General features: G+C 61.0%; 12 protein-coding genes. 5 read left to right on the plus strand and 7 right to left on the minus strand.

What is annotated here, in order from left to right; all coding sequences use genetic code 11:
- Positions 1 to 74 precede the first annotated feature (74 nt).
- The 3 genes from ppa to QRN36_RS12245 all read left to right on the plus strand — a co-directional run bounded on the left by ppa (position 75) and on the right by QRN36_RS12245 (position 8,035).
- Complete coding sequence (gene ppa / locus QRN36_RS12235; RefSeq protein ID WP_062384817.1) at positions 75 to 602, plus strand: inorganic diphosphatase; 528 nt, start codon at positions 75 to 77, stop codon at positions 600 to 602.
- A 522-nt stretch (positions 603 to 1,124) separates the two neighbouring features.
- Positions 1,125 to 1,850, plus strand: coding sequence for an XRE family transcriptional regulator (locus tag QRN36_RS12240; RefSeq protein WP_306470354.1), 726 nt, complete (start codon positions 1,125 to 1,127; stop codon positions 1,848 to 1,850).
- 569 nt (positions 1,851 to 2,419) lie between these two features.
- Complete coding sequence (locus tag QRN36_RS12245; protein ID WP_285424307.1) at positions 2,420 to 8,035, plus strand: putative Ig domain-containing protein; 5,616 nt, start codon at positions 2,420 to 2,422, stop codon at positions 8,033 to 8,035.
- Positions 8,036 to 8,184: 149 nt separating this feature from the next.
- Here QRN36_RS12245 and QRN36_RS12250 read toward each other — a convergent pair whose 3' ends face one another.
- The 6 genes from QRN36_RS12250 to QRN36_RS12275 all read right to left on the minus strand — a co-directional run bounded on the left by QRN36_RS12250 (position 8,185) and on the right by QRN36_RS12275 (position 15,643).
- On the minus strand, positions 8,185 to 9,549 hold the full coding sequence (locus QRN36_RS12250; RefSeq protein ID WP_373568741.1) for a TolC family outer membrane protein: 1,365 nt from the start codon (positions 9,547 to 9,549) through the stop codon (positions 8,185 to 8,187).
- Entirely contained in the window at positions 9,546 to 10,916 is a 1,371-nt protein-coding gene (locus QRN36_RS12255; protein ID WP_285424309.1) for an HlyD family type I secretion periplasmic adaptor subunit, read from the minus strand. Before QRN36_RS12255 ends, QRN36_RS12250 begins: the two co-directional genes overlap by 4 nt.
- Positions 10,909 to 12,630, minus strand: a complete 1,722-nt coding sequence (locus QRN36_RS12260; RefSeq protein WP_285424310.1) for a type I secretion system permease/ATPase — start codon at positions 12,628 to 12,630, stop codon at positions 10,909 to 10,911. The genes QRN36_RS12255 and QRN36_RS12260 overlap by 8 nt, the downstream gene beginning before the upstream one ends.
- A gap of 212 nt (positions 12,631 to 12,842) precedes the next feature.
- The gene (locus QRN36_RS12265) at positions 12,843 to 13,724 is read right to left on the minus strand and encodes a LysR family transcriptional regulator (protein ID WP_285424311.1); all 882 of its coding nucleotides are present in this window, start codon (positions 13,722 to 13,724) and stop codon (positions 12,843 to 12,845) included.
- Between the two features lie 58 nt (positions 13,725 to 13,782).
- Complete coding sequence (locus QRN36_RS12270) at positions 13,783 to 14,535, minus strand: Asp/Glu racemase (protein ID WP_285424312.1); 753 nt, start codon at positions 14,533 to 14,535, stop codon at positions 13,783 to 13,785.
- Between the two features lie 142 nt (positions 14,536 to 14,677).
- Positions 14,678 to 15,643, minus strand: a complete 966-nt coding sequence (locus QRN36_RS12275; protein ID WP_285424313.1) for a LysR family transcriptional regulator — start codon at positions 15,641 to 15,643, stop codon at positions 14,678 to 14,680.
- 122 nt (positions 15,644 to 15,765) lie between these two features.
- Between QRN36_RS12275 and QRN36_RS12280 the strand changes: the two genes are divergently transcribed.
- Entirely contained in the window at positions 15,766 to 16,962 is a 1,197-nt protein-coding gene (locus QRN36_RS12280) for a fumarylacetoacetate hydrolase family protein (RefSeq protein ID WP_285424314.1), read from the plus strand.
- A gap of 132 nt (positions 16,963 to 17,094) precedes the next feature.
- On the plus strand, positions 17,095 to 18,879 hold the full coding sequence (locus QRN36_RS12285; protein WP_285424315.1) for an IlvD/Edd family dehydratase: 1,785 nt from the start codon (positions 17,095 to 17,097) through the stop codon (positions 18,877 to 18,879).
- A 33-nt stretch (positions 18,880 to 18,912) separates the two neighbouring features.
- Here the strand turns inward: QRN36_RS12285 and QRN36_RS12290 are convergent, their stop codons facing one another.
- Complete coding sequence (locus QRN36_RS12290) at positions 18,913 to 19,818, minus strand: LysR family transcriptional regulator (RefSeq protein ID WP_285424316.1); 906 nt, start codon at positions 19,816 to 19,818, stop codon at positions 18,913 to 18,915.
- Between the last annotated feature and the right edge of the window lie 48 nt (positions 19,819 to 19,866).

Genomic DNA, 19,866 nt, shown 5'->3' on the forward strand with positions numbered 1-19,866 from the left:
TGTGCCTATAATCCGGCCCACTTTTTGGCGTTCGACGCCAGATTCTGAATGGTCAACCAAGGGGGCAAAGCCCAATGAGCTACAGCAAGATTCCGGCCGGTAAAGACCTGCCGAATGACATCTACGTCGCAATCGAGATCCCGGCCAATCACGCGCCGATCAAGTACGAAATCGACAAAGAAAGCGACTGCCTGTTCGTTGACCGTTTCATGGCCACGCCGATGTTTTACCCGGCCAACTACGGTTTCATCCCGAACACCCTGGCTGACGACGGCGACCCGCTCGACGTGCTGGTCGTAACGCCTTACCCGGTAGCGCCAGGCTCGGTCATCCGCGCCCGCCCGGTCGGCGTACTGAACATGACCGACGACGGCGGCGGTGACGCCAAAGTCATCGCTGTTCCACACGACAAACTCTCCCAGCTGTACGTTGACGTGAAGGAATACACCGACCTGCCACCGCTGCTGATCCAGCAGATCGAGCACTTCTTCGCGAACTACAAGGATCTCGAGAAGGGCAAGTGGGTCAAGATCGAAGGCTGGGCAGGCGCCGATGCCGCTCGCGAAGCGATCACCAAATCGGTCGCAGCCTACAAAGGCTGATTCGACTTGCCGTCTTCAGGGCACCCGCGACGGGTGTTCTGAAGGCTGCACCCTCCTGTTTTTTGTCTTTTAACGCAACGCCCTCTCGCTGCAAGGCGATTCATTCGCTGTCTTGCGTACAACAATTGCGCAATCCATCGCCTCAGTGATCTGATCACCACGCCCGCCGATTCGCCTGAATTATCCGATTCCCCCCTCGCGGATGTTTAAAAAGATCCACCTCCAGACAATCTGTTTATCCAGATAAAGCGCTTACCCGTTTCCGGCAACAATCGATCCTTCATTATCGCGCTGCTTCTCAATACCCAAGGCTCTGTAAAGCGAGTCATTAAAACACTCACAAATTTGCAGCCACTTCATTGCATTGCTGGCACTGTTGATCGCAATCAAAACAGTGAAGGAAACAGCCTACATACCTGCTTGAGTCTTGTAATCCGGCCACTCAATCGCAAGGTTGATCGCCCACTCATTTGAACACTTCGTTCATTTAAACAAAGCGCGGCCGCCCGTAAACTTCGGGGCATGAATACATCAGGTGATCGACTACGCATCCTCTTGCGAGAGTGCCATCTCTCTGCAACAGACTTCGCCGCCAACCGCAAGGTAACGCCGCAACACGTGAACAACTGGTTCAAACGCGGCATTCCGATGGCGCGCATGGAAGAAGTGGCTGAACTGCTGAGCGTCAATGCGCGCTGGCTGCGCAGCGGCGAAGGCCCCAAACACCCCGGAGAGGCACGAGACAAACCCGGCATGGACGGCATTCATAAAGGACGAGCCGAGCGCCACGGCGCGCGCGATGAACTCGATATACCGTTCTATTCCGAATCTCGCGCGCAGGGCTCGGGGCGAACGGCCGTGAGCGAGATACCCAACCATAAGGCGCGCCTGTCACGGCGGATCATCGACGCCATGGACGTGGAGCTGCACAACGCAATCTGCATCGCCATGGTCGGCAACAGCATGGCCGACAAGATCCAGGACGGCTCGCTTATCGCGGTCGACCGAGGCCGGGTGCAGGTCATCGACGGCGAAATGTATGCGATCGAGCACGACGGCATGCTGCGGGTAAAATGCCTGTACCGCCTGCCGGGTGGCGCGTTGCGGCTGCGCAGTCACAACGCTGGCGAATACCCCGATGAAATTTTCACTGCCGAACAGATTCAGGAGCAGAACATCCAGATTCTGGGCTGGGTCTTCTGGTGGGCGACCCTCAACAACCGCCGCCACCCCGCAACACTGCCTTGATTCAAAGCGAAAAGGACAAATGGCGGCACACCAACGCTGGGCAGACGCGTCGAACATCAGTATCCTGCACGCCTTCGTTTCAACATCCACCGGCTATCCGCGGGTGGATGACGGGCCTGGTCCAGTATTCGTGACTGGCCTCGCCGACCTGACAAGCGCCTCCTCGCAGCGCGCACTTTTGCGGATGGGTGCGGTTAGCCAAAAACTAATCAAACCTGTCACCGAGAAGCCGGCCACAAGCCGGCTTTTTAATTGTCCAAAATAATCCTGCCCCATCCGAACATTCTGCCGATGCTTATCTCTCTCGGACGTCGCAGGCTGATGTCGGCGCACGCCATTTCTGACGCCAACCCCCTGACCAGCCCCTCATCCCACTGTCATTTCTACACCGCCAAACAACCGTCAAAATCCCACCACCCAAATTTCAAAACTCATCAAAAATCCGAGTTTTGTTGACGCTTCTCCGACATATGGTCGCAATTTTTTCTCCGCACTGGGTCATATCATCAAGGTCGCTGATGGGAAATTGGCATCTACTGTGTATCCAGCCAGTCTTCGGAGATAACTGCATGATTTTCAATGTAAAGGATTTTGGCGCCGTGGGTGATGGCGTGACTGATGACACCGCCGCCATCCAGAGTGCAATTGACGCAGCGGCCGCCGCCGGCGGGGGTCAGGTTTATGTGCCTACTGGTACTTACATTGTTTCAGGTGGTGAGGAGCCTTCCGACGGCTGCTTGATGCTCAAGAGCAATGTCTACATGAACGGCGACGGGATGGGGCAGACCAATATTAAGGTCGCCGACGGTTCTGACACGAAGATCACTGGGATCATTCGCTCGGCCTATGGTGAGGAAACCCATGATTTCGGTTTGAGCAATCTGACGCTGGACGGCAACCGGGACCATACCACCGGCAAGATCGACGGTTGGTTCAACGGCTATATACCGGGCCAGGAAGGTTATGACTCGAACGTCACGCTGGATGGCGTCGAGATCAAGGACTGCTCGGGGTACGGTTTCGATCCGCACGAGCAGACCGTCAATATGGTGATCAAGAACAGTGTCTCCCACGGCAACGGCCTGGATGGCTTCGTGGCGGATTTCCTCAGCGACAGCACCTTCGAAAACAACATTGCCTACGACAATGATCGTCATGGCTTCAATGTGGTGACCAGCTCGCACGATTTCACGCTCACCAATAACGTTGCCTATGGCAACGGCGGTGGCGGGATTGTGGTGCAGCGCGGCAGTGAGAACATTCCTTCGCCGGACAACATCACGATCACGGGTGGTGAGGTGTATGGAAATGGCGCCGAGGGCGTGCTGATCAAGCTGTCCAGCGAGGTCTCGCTGACCGGCGTGAATATCCACGACAACAGCAGTGCCGGCATTCGTATTTATGGCAGTAACCACGTCGACGTCAGCGATAACGTGCTGAGCAATAACTCACTGGGGGCGCCGGTTCCGGAAATCATCATTCAGTCTTACGACGATACGCAGGGCGTATCGGGCAAGTACTACACCGGCAGCGACAACACCATCCAGGGCAATACCATCAGCGGCAGTGACCTTTCGACCTACGGGGTTGCCGAGCGTAATGAAGACGGGACTGATCGCAACACAATCATCGGCAACACCATCAGCCACACCAGCAAAGGCGACACGCTGGTGTATGGCGATGGCAGCTATGCCAGCGACACGGTGCCAGTTACCACCATTCAAGGTACGGATGGCAATGACACATTGCTGGGCAGCGCCGGTAACGAGATCATTTATGGCGGTGCGGGTAACGATGTCATCAATGGCGGCGCTGGCGACGACACGCTGGTGGGCGGCGCTGGAACGGACACGCTGACTGGCGGCGCGGGTGCCGACATCTTCCGCTTCGCGAATCAGTCTGACAGCTATCGCAATGCGACCAAGAGCTTCGATGACCTGATCACCGACTTCGATGTCACACAAGACAAGATCGATCTTGCCGGCCTGGGCTTCACCGGGTTGGGCAACGGTCGCGGTGGCACCTTGCAGATCAGCTACAGCGCCAGCAACGATCGCACCTATATCAAGGACTACGATGCCGACGCCAACGGCAATCGATTCGAGCTGGTTCTTGCCGGCAACCTCACCGGCACGCTGACCGCGGATAACTTCATTTTCAATCGCGTCGTCACTGGCACGGCGGGCAACGATACCTTGTCGGGTACCGACTCGGCGGAAACACTGCTCGGCCTGGCTGGCAACGACAGCCTGAACGGCGGCGCAGGTGACGACAAACTCGACGGCGGCGCGGGCATGGACACGCTGACCGGCGGCGCCGGGGCCGACACCTTTGTGTTCTCCAGCCGCATGGACAGTTACCGGAATTACAACGCCGGGGGTGCGAACCTTGGCGATGTCATCACCGATTTCGATGTCAGCGCAGACAAGATCGACCTGTTGGCACTGGGTTTCACCGCTCTTGCCGACGGCAAGAACGACACTGTTTACCTGGTGCTCAACGCTGACGGGACGAAAACTTACGTCAAGTCTCTATCGGCCGATGCCAACGGCAACCGCTTCGAGGTCGCGCTGGAAGGCAACTACCTCGACAAGCTGACCAGCGCCAATTTCGTCTTCGCGACGACGCCGACGGTCAACCACGCCCCGGTGGTGGCATCGCCGCTGCTGGACCAGAACGCGACTGAAAACACGCCTTTCAGTTATGTCGTGCCGGCCACCAGTTTTACCGACCCGGACAACGACAGCCTGAGCTACACCGCCACGCTGGCGGACGGCAGCCCGCTGCCGCAATGGCTGACGTTCGACGCAGCAACGCGCACGTTCAGTGGCACGCCGAGTGACACCGCGTCAGGCACCTACGCTGTTCTTGTCACCGCTACCGATGGCAGCAAAGCGACGGTCAGCGACAGTTTCACGCTCGCCGTGCAGGACGTCACCGGGACGCCGGGCGTCATCAATGGCACGCCGAACAACGACAGGCTCATTGGCACAGTCGCCAACGAGCAGTTGTTCGGCGGTGCCGGCAACGACACCCTCGATGGCGGCGCTGGCAACGACGTGCTTATCGGTGGCGCCGGCTCTGACAAACTCACCGGCGGCGCGGGGGCGGACGTGTTCCGTTTCACTTCCAAACTGGACAGCTATCGCACCGCGACCACGAGCAGCAGCGACCAGATCCTGGACTTCGATGTGTCGGCCGACAAAATCGACGTGTCTGCGTTGGGCTATACCGGCTTGGGCAATGGCCTCGATGGCACGTTGCAGGTGACGTACAACGCCACCACCAACCGCACCTACCTCAAAGACAACGTGGCGGACGCCAATGGCAACCGGTTCGAGGTCTCGCTGGCGGGCAATCTGGTCAACAGCCTCACCACCAGCCACTTTGTATTTGCCGATCACAGCACGCCGGGCAACGTAGCGCCGGTGGTGGTCATCCCATTGCTGGATCAGAACGCCACCGAAAGTTCGCCGTTCAGTTACACCGTCACCGACAACAGTTTCGCCGACGGCAATCGAGATGTTCTGACCTTCACGGCGACGCTGGCGGACGGCACGCCGCTGCCGGCCTGGTTGAGCTTCGATGCGGCCAGCATGACCTTCAGCGGCACGCCGTCGGACACTGCAGCAGGTAACTACAGTGTCTTGATCAAGGCCACTGATCCATCCGGCGCTTCGGTCAGCGACAGCTTTGCGTTGGCGGTAGCCGATGCCCCGGCCAATACCGTGACCGGCACCGACAACGCCGAGACGTTGAATGGAACAGCCGGCGCTGACCTGATCCTGGGCTTAGGCGGTAACGACACGCTCAGAGGCGGCGCCGGCTCGGACATCCTCGACGGTGGCGCCGGGCGCGATTCACTGTATGGCGGCGAAGGTGCTGACACGTTCCGCTACTTGAATGTGCTCGACAGCTACCGCGACTACGACGCAGGCGGCGCAACGGCCACCGACACCCTCTACGATTTCACTCAGGGTGTGGACAAGATTGATGTTTCGGCGCTGGGTTTCCTTGGCCTGGGTGACGGCAGCAACCATACGCTCTACCTCAGCCTGAACGCTGCGGGCGACAAAACGTACATCAAGTCCAGCGAAGCTGACGCCGACGGCAACCGATTCGAGATTGCCCTGAGCGGCAACTACATGGACAGCCTGACGGCCGACGACTTCGTGTTCGGCGAGCGGGCGCAGCAGGACATTCTTTATCTTCCGACGCTGGGTCAGTCCAATGCGCGGCTGCTGCGGATGACTGAAGACGACGATCAATCCGGCACCTCGATGCTGGTCAATGACCTCAGCAAATACACCACCTACGACGTGCGCAGCCAGTTCACCGACGCCGACGGAACCGGTATCGATATCGCGGTGGGTGGTAGCACGGTGAATGGCATGTCGACGTTGGGCGCAGAGGAGCTGAAGCTGTGCTGGTGGCTCACCGACACGAACCAACCTGGCCCTGCCCTGCTGCGCGCAGTTGCACTGCTGCAGGACCAACTGACGGAACTCAAGTCCATCGACAACGTGACGATGGGCATCATTTGGGGCCAGGGCGAGGAAGCGGCGCAGGAAATCGCCCGCGCGACTGACAAAGAAGCGGCGGCGGCCGCCTATAAGGCTGCGACGCTGTCGGTCTTCGACTATCTGCATGATCAGTTCGGCAACTTCAATGTGTACATGATGGAGACCGGCCACTACGACGAAGACGCGGCGCGCGTGCGCGGCTACTCCGAGGAGAAGATCGCGGACATCGTGGCCGGCGTTGGCTATGTCCGGGCGGTCCAGGAATCGATTGCCGCCACACGCGACGACGTCAAGCTGGCAGTCGATTACACCGACCTGCCCCTGCGCCATGAGGTCGATCCGTTGGTCTACCCGGATGACGTCTGGCACCTGCACGAGGAGTCGGCAGAGATCGTGGGCCAGCGTTTGGCCGATTACATCGCCGGGGATCTCGGCTTCCAGGGCGATGCAACCGACAACAACAGCGTGCAAGCGATCTACGACGGCGCCCACAACGAAGGCGGCAAGATTTTCGGCACCGACCAGGACGACACCCTGGTTGGCAGCAGTGGCGATGACACACTGGACGGCGACCTCGGCGCCGACATGATGATGGGGGGCGACGGCAACGACGTCTACGTCGTCGACAACAGGTTCGACAGCGTTGTCGAGAGCAATACCGCCCTTTCGCAAGTCGACACTGTGCAGGCGTCGGTCAGCTGGACCTTGGGGGACAACCTCGAGAATCTGATGCTCACCGGCGTGTCTGCCATCGACGGCACCGGCAATGCCCTGCGTAACTTCATGTCAGGCAACGCGGCCGACAACGTCCTCAACGGTGCGGGCGGCGCTGACAACATGACCGGCGGCAATGGCAACGACACCTACTATGTCGACGACGTCGGCGATGCGGTCATCGAAACCAACAGCGATCCGCTGCTGGGCGGTATCGACAGCGTTCACAGCTCGCTCGCCGCGTACACCTTGGGCAGCAATGTGGAAAACCTGTACATCGACGCGAGCGGCGCCGCCAACGGCACGGGCAACGCCCTGGACAACACGCTGTTCGCGGGTGCCGGCAATAACGTCCTGGATGGGCGCGACGGCAATGACACCGTGTCGTTCGAGCGGGCGCTGGCAGGTATCACCGCAACCCTGTCGACCTCGGCGCAACAGAACACCGTCGGCGCGGGTCTCGATACGCTGAAAAACTTCGAGAACCTCACCGGCAGTGCGTACGACGACAGCCTGACCGGCAACAGCGCCGCGAACGTGCTCAACGGTGGCGCAGGCAACGATACGTTGGTCGGCGGCTCCGGTAACGACCGCCTGATCGGTGGCCAAGGTACTGACAACCTGATTGGCGGCACCGGCGCGGATACTTACGTATTCGGGGCGTTGTCGGACATGGGCGTCGGAACTTTGCGCGACGTGATCGGTGGTTTCAAATCCGCCGAGGGCGACAAACTGGACTTCACTGGCCTGGATGCCAACCCGCTGACCGCACAGATCGACGCGTTCAGTTTCATCGGCAGCAATGCTTTCGACGCGACCAACGCGACCGGGCAATTGCGCTTCGCTGATGGCGTGCTGTACGGGAGTATCAATGCCGATGCGACGCCGGAGTTCGAAATCCAGCTGACCGGGGTCAAGGAACTGCACGCCAGCGACTTCACCGCCTGATCGATACCCGCGTTTCCCGGCAACACGAAGGCCCTCTGACTGAGGGCCTTTTCTTTTTTGGTTCGCCGCGCGTTTTGCTGGAGCAGGGTTTGAACGAAGAGGATTGACGACAGAGCCGTGTACCGACTGAACCGTCGCCAAGGCTGTGGTCAGAACAGGCTCTGCACCTGCTCAAGCACGGCGCGATTCATTTGCCCGGTGTGCGTGTGCAAGCTGACGTAGCTTTGCAGCATGTCGAGCTTGGTATTCAGCAAGTCACGGCGGGCCTGAAATACGCGTTGCTGGGCATCGAGGATATCCACGGTCGAGCGCACCCCGCCTTGAAAGCCTTTTTCCGTCGACGTCAGCGCTCGCTGGTTCGATTCGACTGCGCGCTGCATGGCCTTGCTTTTGGTGAACCCGGCGACCACACCCAGATAATCGGTCTCGATATCCTCTGACAGTTGCTGGCGCTGGACGTCGTAATCGGACTGCGCGCCCGCCAGTTGCGCCCGGGCTTTTTCGACCGATGCGCGCACCGCACCGCCGCGATACAGCGGGATGTCCAGCTGCACGCCGACGTAATAGCTGTCCTGCCGCGGGTCGAGCTCCTGGTACTGGCGCGTTTCGCGTCGGGTCATCTGAGTGGTCAGCGACAGCGTGGGGTAGTGGCCGGCGCGCTGGCTGTCGACCTGCGCTTCAGCCACCTTCACGGCCGCCAGCCGGGCCGCCAGTTCCGGGCTGGCGTCACGAGCAATCGCGGTCCAGAACGGCAGGTCCCGTTCCGGAGGAAGAGGGCTTTGGGCAGCGAGCGTTTCGCCCATGGGTTGAATGTCGTCGACGGCAACGCGGGTGCGCCCAGCCAGTGCTCTCAGGGCGGCCACGCGGCGGGCACGGGCCTCCGCTTCCTGGGCTTGCACCAGGTCGAATCGCGCCTGCGCTTCGTCGATGTCAGTAATAGCGCCCTGCCCCGACTCATAAAGCTTCTTGCTTTGGGTCACCAGTCCGCTGATGGCAGCTTTCTGCTGAGTGATCAGCTTGATTTCATTCTCGGCCCTGGCCACCTCGAAATATGCCTTGGCGACGCGATCGTAGAGACTCTGGCCTGCGACATCGAACTGCTGGACACCCAGTTGTCCCCGGGCCTTGCCTTCTTGATAGGCGGCCCAGCGTCCCTTGTCGTAGAGCGGTTGTTGCGCCGCCAGCGTCACGTTGTTGGACTGGTAGTCGTTACTGTTCACGTAGCTGCTGTCGGTGCCGCCATCGGTACGCCCGCCGTAGCCATACCGCGACGATAACGAGACCTGCGGGTAAAGACCGCCACGGCCGATTGCCTCTTCATGTTGCGAGGCGTCGTAAGCGTGCCCGGCTGACTGGATGGTGGGGTCGTTCAGCCGCGAAGCATCGAAGGCGGCGATAAGGCTGAGGCCGGGGTCAGCGGCCCACACCGGGCTCAACGCCACCCAACCGGTACACACACCCCACAAGAAGCGCGCACTGGACGCCCTATAGAAACGACGTGCAATCACGCTTATTCCTCCTTGAAAGCAGCGAGCAGGCGTTCGCGCAGGGGTTTCATCAGGTAGTTCATGAGGGTCCGCTCACCCGTGACCACGGTGACGTCGGCCAACATGCCGGGACGTACCAGCAAGCCTGCGTTTTGCAGTGAGGCCACAGTCTCTGCCGGGATCTCGACCTTGGCCGAAAAGTACGGGCGGTGGGTCTGTTCATCGATCAGTTGGTCCGCCGAAACGGTGCTGACCGTGCCGACGACCGTAGGTGTATCGACCCGTTGCAACGCGGTGAAATGCACGTGCACAGGCAGCCCCGGGCGCAGCTTGTTGGCCATCAGCGGCTCGAAACGCGCGGTGATCGCCATCGGCGCATCCAGTGGCACCACCTGCATCAGGCTCTGGCCCGCCTGGGTGACGCCGCCGACCGTGTGAATGGTCATGTCCATGACCTGCCCGGAGACGGGCGCACGAATCGCTCCGTTTTCCACCTGAAACTGCAATGCGCGAATCTGGTCGGCCAAGCCTGCGGCCTCTGCGGAAACATCACTGAGCTGCGTTTCGGCGTCGCGACGGAACTCCTGCTGAGTTTGCAGGACTTTGAGTTTGCTTTCGTTGATCGCCTGGCGGGTCTTGCCGATGTCGCCCACTCCGGACGCAATCTGCCCCGCCAACTGCGCGGCATTGCGCTCCGCTTCGAACAACTTGTTACGCGGGACATAGCCTTCACGCGCCAGATCGCGCAGGCCTTCGAGTTCTTGTCGCTGGAAGTTCATCTGCGCATCGTAATTGCGCTTGACGCCGTTATAGCCGCTCAACTGCTGCTGCAACGACTCGACCTCATGCTCGATGATTTGCACCCGACTGGCCAATTCTGCGCGCCGGGTCAGAAACAACTGAGTCTGCAACGCCATGGCCGCCTTGACCCGGCGCTCGTCGGCGCGCTCCAGCAACTCCGGCGGCCACTCAATCTTCTCCTCGCCCAGACGTTCGGCATTCAGCCGTGCCTCGACGCTGCGATCATTGAGTAACTTGCCCATCGTCACGTCCAATTGCGACTGCGGCTGGACTGTATTGAGCTGCACCAACAGTTGCCCCTGGGTCACGCGGTCACCCTCGCTCACCAGCAGCTGATCGACCACCCCGCCAACCAATGACTGCACCGCCTTGCGCTCGCCAGCGACCACTACCGTGCCACTGCCCACCACGCCCTGATCAAGCGGCGCAAGACAGGCCCACAGCAGGAAGCCACCGAGCGCGAGCACCATAAACCCTACGCCATAACGCGCAGCGCCCCGCGCGTCGGTGCTGGCAACGGGTGTGAGTCCAGCGTTGCGCAGGGACATGCCCTGCTCGCCGCGTGCCTGGGGAACGGATTTCACATCACGCATCCTTTCCGGCCTCCCTGACCGCGGCCGGCTTTGGCGCGGGCATGAGCGCCTTGAGCACCCGGTCACGCGGGCCAAAGGCTTGCTGCGTGCCGTCCCTGAGCAACAGAATCTGGTCGACAACCGCCAGCACGCTTGGGCGGTGGGTGATCAGCACCACGGTGCTGCCTGCGGCCTTGAGCGCATTGATGGCCTGGATCAAGGCCAACTCGCCTGCCTCATCCAGGTTGGAATTGGGTTCGTCCAGAATGATCAGCGTCGGGTTTCCATAAAGCGCTCGTGCCAGGCCCAGCCGTTGTTTCTGACCGCCAGACAGGCCCAGCCCGCCGGGGCCGAGCGGGGTGTCGTAGCCCTCGGGAAAACGCAGGATCATTTCGTGGATGCCTGCGTGGCGGCTCGCTGCAATCACCTTGTCGGCGTCTTGCTCGCCGAACCGGGCAATGTTGTCCGCGACGGTGCCGGCGAACAGTTCGATGTCTTGAGGCAAGTAACCCAAGTGCGGGCCCAGTGCATCGTGGGACCATTGACTGATTTCAGCGTCGTCGAGGCGCACCGACCCACCGAGCGGCGGCCAGACGCCGACCAACGCCCTGGCCAACGTCGACTTGCCGCTGGCGCTCGGGCCGACCACTGCCAGCACCTCACCCTTGGCGAGGCTCAGGTTGATCCCGCGCAAGATTGGCTGCGTCGCCCCCGGCGGTCCGACGTAGAGCTGCTCAAGGCGCACCGCACCGGTGGGTGGCGGTAACGGCATGCGCAGGCGGTGCGGTGGGTGCTGTGTCAGCAACTGACTCAAACGCTGGTAGCTCTGGCGCCCGGAGTTGAATTGCTTCCACGAGCCGATGGCGATTTCCACAGGCGCCAACGCGCGCCCCAGCAGCAGCGACATCGCGATCATCATGCCCGCGGAAAGCTGCCCCTCCAGAACCAGCAACGCACCCAGCCCCAACGACAACGATTGCCCGGAAATTCGCACAAATCGCGTGGCAGAAGTGATACGCGCGCTGCGGTCGCTGGCTTGCGCCTGAGCGGCGATGATCCGTTGCTGCAGCAAGCTCCAGCGCTGCCGGAGCGGCCCGAGCATGCCCAGGGCCTGAATCACCTCGGCGTTCTGCAGAGTGCTGTTCACATACGCCGCCGACTGCACGCCCAGCCGGTTGGCTTCGCCCAGTCCCGTTCGTGTCGCCAGCTCACCCCACAACGCCAGACCTGCCAGCACCAGCGCGAGCACCAGGGTCAGCACGCCGAACCAGAAGTGAAAAATGAACGCCACCAGCAAGAAGATCGGCAGCCAGGGCGCGTCCAGCAACGCGATCAGCCCCTGCCCGGTGATCAGCTGACGCAGTGTCGCCAGGTCAGTGAGTACCTGCGCCGGGTTGGCGTTGTGTTCGCGCAAGCTGCGGGCGAACGCAGCATCGAAGATGCGTTCCCCGAGCGCCTCGTCCAGCCCCGCGCTCATGCGGATCATGACCTGCCCGCGAACCCATTCGATGAGCCCGCTGAACATGAACAAGCCCAGCGCGATCAGCGTGAGCATGAACAGCGTGGTCTCATTTCGGCTGGTCAGCACACGATCGTAAACCTGCATCATGTACAGCGACGGCACCAGCACCAGCATGTTGATCACGCCGCTGAACAGGGCCAGAGACCAGAACACTCGCCGATAGCTCAGCAAAGCAGCATCAATGTCATGACGCGGATCGAGTAGGAAACGCATAGGAGTGAACCGTCAGGAAGATAGTCAGTCTGCTCGCAATCCGTGCGCTGGATGGCACATCGAGGGCAGGACTAAAGCCCTGAAACCCGGTCGTTGATACCGCGCACTAATGACAGCACGGGCGTGAAGAAGTGCCATCGCCGTGCCATCTTCCGATGGGTTGCACGGTCTGGATTATTCAGGCGAACCGTCGCTGTTCGTGCGTGTTCTCCCTATTCCCCCAACACATGCGCTAAGAACAGCTGCGCCGCTGTGGATAAACCTGCTCGCGATCTCACGCACACCGAGAGTTCGCGGCTGGCCCAGGGTTCGTTCAGGCGGACGATGCTGGCGCCATTGAGCTGATAAATCGCGGCGCTGCCTTCGGGCATGATGCCAATGCCGACGCCCGCCTGAACCATCAGGCACAACGCGTCGTAGCTGGCGACTTCCATGCGGATCTTCAGCGAGCGGCCGAGATCGTTGGCGGCTTTGATCAGCTGGAAATTCAAGTGAGTGCCGCTGCGCAGCGCCACGTATTCGTAGTCGAGGGTGTCGTTGAGGTCGACGCTGTCGCGCCCGGCAAGCGGATGCTCGTTGGGCACCAGCAACACGAGGCGGTCACTGCGGAACGGGAAGACTTCAATGTCCGCGCCATGGGGCAGGCGCGTGAAGATGCCGATGTCTGCACGGTTTTCCGCGACGGCCTTGGTGATCGCCAGGCTTTGCTGCTCCTCCAGGCTGACATGGATCAGCGGGTAAAGCGTCATGAACGACTTGATCAGCCCCGGCATGAATTGAGTAATGGCAGAAATGTTGGCCAGCACGTGCACGGAACCGCGCCGGCCGTGGGAGTAGTCGCGCATCTGCACGACGATTTCGTTGAGGTTGTTCAGTGCGCTGCGAGCCATGAACAACAACGACAGGCCCGCATCGGTCGGCGTGATGCCTTTGTTGGTGCGGGTAAGCAGTTTTGAGTCGAGCAGCTCTTCCAACTCGCTGAGCCGCTTGCTCACTGCCGCCGCCGCGATGTGTTCGCGCTTGGCGGCGGCGGCAATGGTGCCTTCTTCGACGACGCTGACGAAAAGGCGCAACGAAACGGGGTCGAGCTTCATGTGAGGTACCGGGCGTACTGGCCTGAGTGGCCGCCATAGTACCTCGTCAGACATCGACTCAGAACGCGCCGGACAACAGATGCCCTGCGTTCGGAACTTGCGCTTTGAGGCCCAGGGTTTTCAGCATCTGGTAAACGGTGGCGACCGATGCCGACAGCACCGGCTTATCCAGACGATCCTGTACGACCTGAATCGCCGGCAGTGAAGGCATCTGCACGCAGCACGACAGCACCACGCCATCGGCCTGACCGATGTTCAACTTGTCGGCGTGGGCAACAAGATTCATCGGGTCCAGACGACCGACCTCAAGGTTGTCGGAGACTTCCAGACTGATGGAATCAACCACCTCGATGCCGGCCGCTTCGATGTAGTCGATGACCTGCTGGGTCAGTGGCTTCATGTACGGCGTGATGATCGAGACCTTCTTGTACTCAAGCATGTTCAGGCTGTCGATCAGTGCGCCTGCCGAACTGAGGACCGGCGCGCTGGATTTGTTCGCGGCAACGGTCTTGCCCAGTCGCTCCTGGGATACGGAGTGATAGCCCGCGCCCTGGCACATGATCGCCACCAGACAGGCATAAGCCATCACGTCGACACGCGCATCGCTGAGTTCCAGGGCGCAGCGGTCGCTGTCGATGTCCATCTTCTTCAGCTCTTCAGGGCTGACGTGCATCATGCGCATGCGCGACGAGTGGAAGGTGAAGCGCTCCTGCGGGAACAAGTCATACCGCGAGGTCAGCATCGCCGGAATTTCAGTTTCCATGGTGGTGTTGGAGCTGGGGACGATCTGGCCGATTCGAAAGTTTTTCACAGGCTCTCCTTTCATTTCGCCACGGGCGGCGGGTCATGTGCGACCGATGGTAGGAGTGCTGGAAAGAGGCGTACATCAGGCATTGGCGAGCCTGCCATCGCGTATGACGATGGCAGCGGATCAGGCAGCGCAGCGGGCAGCGTTATAGGCGGCCGGGCGAGCCCTCTGCATCGCGCGCCAGTTGCGCGTTGGTCAGCAGGATTTCGGCAAATTCCGACGCAGCGCCGAGCAACGGCTCGCCCCGCCGCGTGAGGATTCCGTAGTCCTGCGGCGCAAGTTTCAGCGGCGTGTTGAGCACGGTCAGCAATCCGCTCTCCAGATGTGGCTGCGCCATCGAAGCCGGCAGCATCGCGATCATGGGACCGGACTGCAGCACTTGCAGGAAGGTCTGCATCGAAATGGTATCAATGGTGTTCTTCGGTGTGGAAATACCCGCCGCCGAGAAGGCCTGCTCCATGCGGGCGCGAATGGGCGTCCCGATCGGGTACAGAATCCAGGGCCAGTTGCCCAACTCCTGCAGCGGCGTTTCGTCCAGGCGGGTCAATGGGTGACGGCTGTTAACCACCATGCAGAAAGGCTCAGGCGCCAACGGCTGGAAATCGTAGACCTGCTGCTGGTTTTCATGGGTGTAGCGCGCAACGGCCAGGTCCAGTTTTTTGTCGTCGAGCATTTCCATGAGGTGATCGCTGGTCTGCTCCACGACCTCGATCGACAGCAAGGGCCAGCGATTTTTAAGCTGCACGATGGCATCTGGCAGCACGACCGCCGTGGCCGCGAAGATTGCGCCGACCTTGAGAAAGCCATGGCCGCCTTCACGCAGGCTACTGATCTGATCGACGAACTTGTTCGCATCGTTCAAGGCAATTTGCGCGTACCGCACCACATGCTCACCCAACGCAGTCGGCGGCATGTTGCGTGGCAGACGCTCGAACAGGTCAAAACCCAGCAAACGTTCGATCTCGCGCAGCATCTTGCTGACCGCAGGCTGGCTGAGGTTCATATGCAGGGCCGCAGCGTGCATGTTGCGCGTGCGAGCCAGCGTGTCGATCAGCACCAGATGCTTGAACTTGAGCCAGTTACAAACCGTCGAGAAGGAAATATCGGACATGGGCACAGCCTCGAATCGTGATAACCCAATGTTATCGATTATTGAGCAGATGTCATTGGAGTTTATCGGCGCCGCTCATTAGGGTCGGTAGGAAAACCATAAGAATGTCGAGGACTGCTTTCATGCCCATTCAACTTACCCCGGAAAACACCCTGCCCGCCGATGGTCTGAGCGGCACGCTGATTGGTCGCGCCTGGGTCCCGGGCAATGTCGGCGGGCCTTCGCCGATCGTGCTGCGCAGCGACGGTGTCTTCGATCTGTCATCCGCGTTCGCCACGTTGAGCCAGCTTCTGGAACGTGAATCGCCCCTTGAAGCGGTGCGCGCGACTCAGGGTCGACGGATCGCCAGCGTCGAAGAGCTGCTGGCCAACTCGACCGCCACGCCTGATCTGGACAAGCCTTTCCTCCTCGCCCCGGCGGATCTGCAAGTGATCAAGGCGGCAGGTGTGACCTTCGCAGCCAGCATGATCGAGCGCGTGATCGAGGAACAGGCCGCAGGCGATCCGGCCAAGGCAGAAAGCGTTCGGTCCATTGTGCACAACGCAATCGGCGACAATCTGCGCAGCATCAAACCGGGCTCGGAGCAGGCCAGCAAGCTCAAGGCGTTGTTGATCGAACAGGGCATGTGGTCACAATACCTTGAAGTCGGCATCGGCCCGGACGCCGAGATTTTCACCAAGGCGCCCGTGCTCGCAGCCGTCGCCAGCGGCAGCCAGATCGGCATTCATCCAAAATCGGAATGGAACAATCCAGAGCCCGAAGTGGTGCTGGCGGTCAACAGCCGCGGGCAGATTCACGGCGCGACCCTGGGCAACGACGTCAACCTGCGCGACTTCGAAGGCCGCAGCGCATTGCTGCTCAGCAAGGCGAAGGACAACAACGCCTCCTGCGCCATCGGCCCTTTCATCCGCCTGTTCGACGAGACCTTTTCCATGGATGACGTGCGCAATTGCGTGGTCGATCTGCAGGTCAGTGGCGAAGACGGCTACGTGATGCAAGGCTCCAGTTCCATGTCGCAGATCAGTCGCGATCCGCAAGACATCGCAGGGCAGACCCTCAACGCCAACCATCAATATCCGGATGGCTTCCTGCTGTTCCTCGGCACGCTGTTCGCCCCGACCGAAGACCGCGACACCGTCGGCGGCGGCTTCACTCACAAGCTCGGAGATCAGGTCAGCATCAGCAGCCGCCTGTTGGGTGGCCTGCATAATCAGGTGACGCACAGCAGTCAGGCGACCCCGTGGACGTTCGGCGTCGGCGCGCTGTTCCGCAATCTCGCCGCGCGCAATCTGCTGACGCAACAGGGCAAAGACGCCTGACGATGGCTGCAGAAGTCGGTTGGCCTGTGACCGACTTCTGTGGACGGCTCGCTGTCTGACCGATCCAGCGGTATGCAACATGACGCCTCGCTGGCGTATCGAAAAACCTAATTCCAAGAGAGACCCCGAATCATGTCCGACAAGCCTGTACGCCCCCTGCGCAGCCAGCAATGGTTCGACGATCCCAGCCACGCGGACATGACCGCGCTCTACGTCGAGCGCTACATGAACTACGGCCTGACCCGCGAAGAGCTGCAATCGGGGCGGCCGATCATCGGTATCGCCCAGACGGGCAGCGATCTGGCGCCGTGCAATCGCCATCACCTGGAACTGGCCCAGCGGGTCAAGGCAGGGATTCGCGATGCGGGCGGCATTCCCATGGAGTTCCCCGTTCACCCGATGGCTGAGCAGACGCGCCGCCCGACCGCGGCCCTTGACCGAAACCTCGCGTATCTGGGCCTGGTGGAGATTCTGCACGGCTATCCGCTGGACGGCGTCGTGCTGACCACCGGCTGCGACAAAACCACACCGGCCTGCCTGATGGCCGCGGCCACCACCGATCTTCCGGCGATCGTGCTGTCTGGCGGACCGATGCTCGATGGCCGCCACAAAGGTGAATTGATCGGTTCGGGCACCGTGCTGTGGCATGCGCGCAACCTGCTCTCCGCCGGCGAGATCAACTACGAAGGGTTCATGGAAATGACCACTGCCGCGTCACCGTCGGTGGGCCATTGCAACACCATGGGCACGGCGCTCTCGATGAACGCACTGGCCGAAGCGCTGGGCATGTCGCTGCCCGGTTGCGCCAGTATTCCTGCCGCCTACCGCGAGCGTGGGCAGATGGCCTATATGACGGGCAAGCGCATCTGCGACCTGGTGCGCGAAGACGTACGCCCCTCGCAGATCATGACCCGCGAAGCTTTCGAGAACGCTATCGCAGTGGCCTCTGCCCTTGGCGCGTCGAGTAACTGCCCGCCGCATCTGATCGCCATCGCACGTCACATGGGTGTCGAGCTGAGCCTGGACGACTGGCAGCACATCGGCGAAGACGTACCGCTGCTCGTCAACTGCATGCCCGCGGGCAAGTACCTGGGCGAAGGTTTTCACCGGGCGGGCGGCGTACCCGCGGTGATGCATGAATTGCAGAAAGCCGGGAAGCTCCATGAGGCGTGCGGCTCGGTGTCGGGCAAGACCATCGGCGAGATCGTGCGCAATGCCGTCGCACACGACGCCGATGTCATCCGCCCGTACGAGGACCCGCTCAAGCACCGCGCAGGCTTCATCGTGCTCAGCGGCAATTTTTTCGACAGCGCCATCATGAAGATGTCGGTGGTCGGCGAAGCCTTCCGCAAGACCTATCTGTCCGAGCCGGGCGCGGAGAACAGTTTCGAGGCGCGGGCCATCGTGTTCGAAGGGCCGGAGGACTACCACGCGCGCATCAACGACCCGTCGCTGGACATCGACGAGCGTTGCATTCTGGTGATCCGTGGCGCCGGTACGGTGGGTTATCCGGGCAGCGCCGAAGTGGTGAACATGGCGCCGCCGGCAGAACTGATCAAAAGCGGCATCGACTCGTTGCCCTGCCTGGGCGACGGCCGGCAGAGCGGCACCTCGGCCAGCCCCTCGATCCTGAACATGTCGCCGGAGGCCGCGGTAGGTGGCGGTCTGGCGCTGCTGAAAACCAATGACCGCCTGCGCGTGGACCTGAACAACCGCAGCGTCAACGTATTGGTGAGCGATGAGGAGATGGCCGAGCGGCGTGCCGCTTTCGAGCCCAAGATGCCAGCTTCGCAGACGCCATGGCAGGAGCTGTATCGTCAACTGGTCGGGCAGCTTTCCACCGGCGGCTGTCTGGAACCGGCCACGCTGCACCTGCGCGTGATCGCGCGAAGCGGCGAACCACGGCATTCGCATTGACGGCAGTTGATCCGCCCGCCACCGACGCGCGGATCACATCAACTTCGGCAAGCCTTTCTCCATCTCCGCAAAGCGGTTCTTCAACAGCGAATGCAGTTGCTGGACCGCAGGCGAAAACTGTTTGCGGTGCGGGCAGACCAGATGCAGCGGGGTCGGCTCGCCGGGGTAATCCGGCAACAGCAACTCCAGCGCGCCCGACCGCACGTCATCGCACACATCCAGCCACGACTTGTACGCCACGCCCTCGCCCGCCACGGCCCAGCGCCGCACCAGATCGGCATCGTCGGTCAACAGCGGGCCTGACACTGAAATCACCCGCCCGCCCACTCGCCACTTGTCATACACGCGACCGCTGAGCGTGAACAGAAGGCAGTCATGACGCGCCAGATCGTCAGACACCAGCGGCCTGCCCTTGCGCGCCAGATAATCAGGCGCGGCCACCAGCACGCGCCGATTCCAGGGTGCCAGCGGCAAGGCGATGTATTGAGCGTCTTCGATCACGCCATAACGAATGGCGGTATCGACCGGGTCGCGAAACATGTCGGCGACCTGATCGGAAACGTACAAACGCAGATTCAGCGCAGGATGTTGCCGGCGAAAATCGGTCAGCCAGGGCAGCAGCAGGTTTCGCCCCAGATCGGAGGGCGCAGCCACCTGCAGCGTGCCCTGCAATTGCGCGCTTTCGCGTCGCAGTTTTTCCCGGCCATCACGCAAGGTGTCGAGCACGCTCTGCGCGGTCGGCAGATATTGCTCGCCTTCGGCAGTCAGACGCAGGCTGCGCGTGGAGCGAGCGAACAGTCGGATATCCAGCTCACGCTCCAGGCGCTTTATTGCGGCAGCAACTTGACCGGGTAACAAGTCGACCTCGCGGGCGGCATTGGAAAAGCTGCCTAAAGCCGCCGTACGAACGAACAGCGCCAGGTCATCGATGCGGATCATTTTCACTCCAGCTGTGAAAGTGTTGGCGGATTCTGCCGGTTTTTCTGA

Source organism: Pseudomonas sp. efr-133-TYG-103a (assembly GCF_030209235.1).
Taxonomy (GTDB): domain Bacteria; phylum Pseudomonadota; class Gammaproteobacteria; order Pseudomonadales; family Pseudomonadaceae; genus Aquipseudomonas.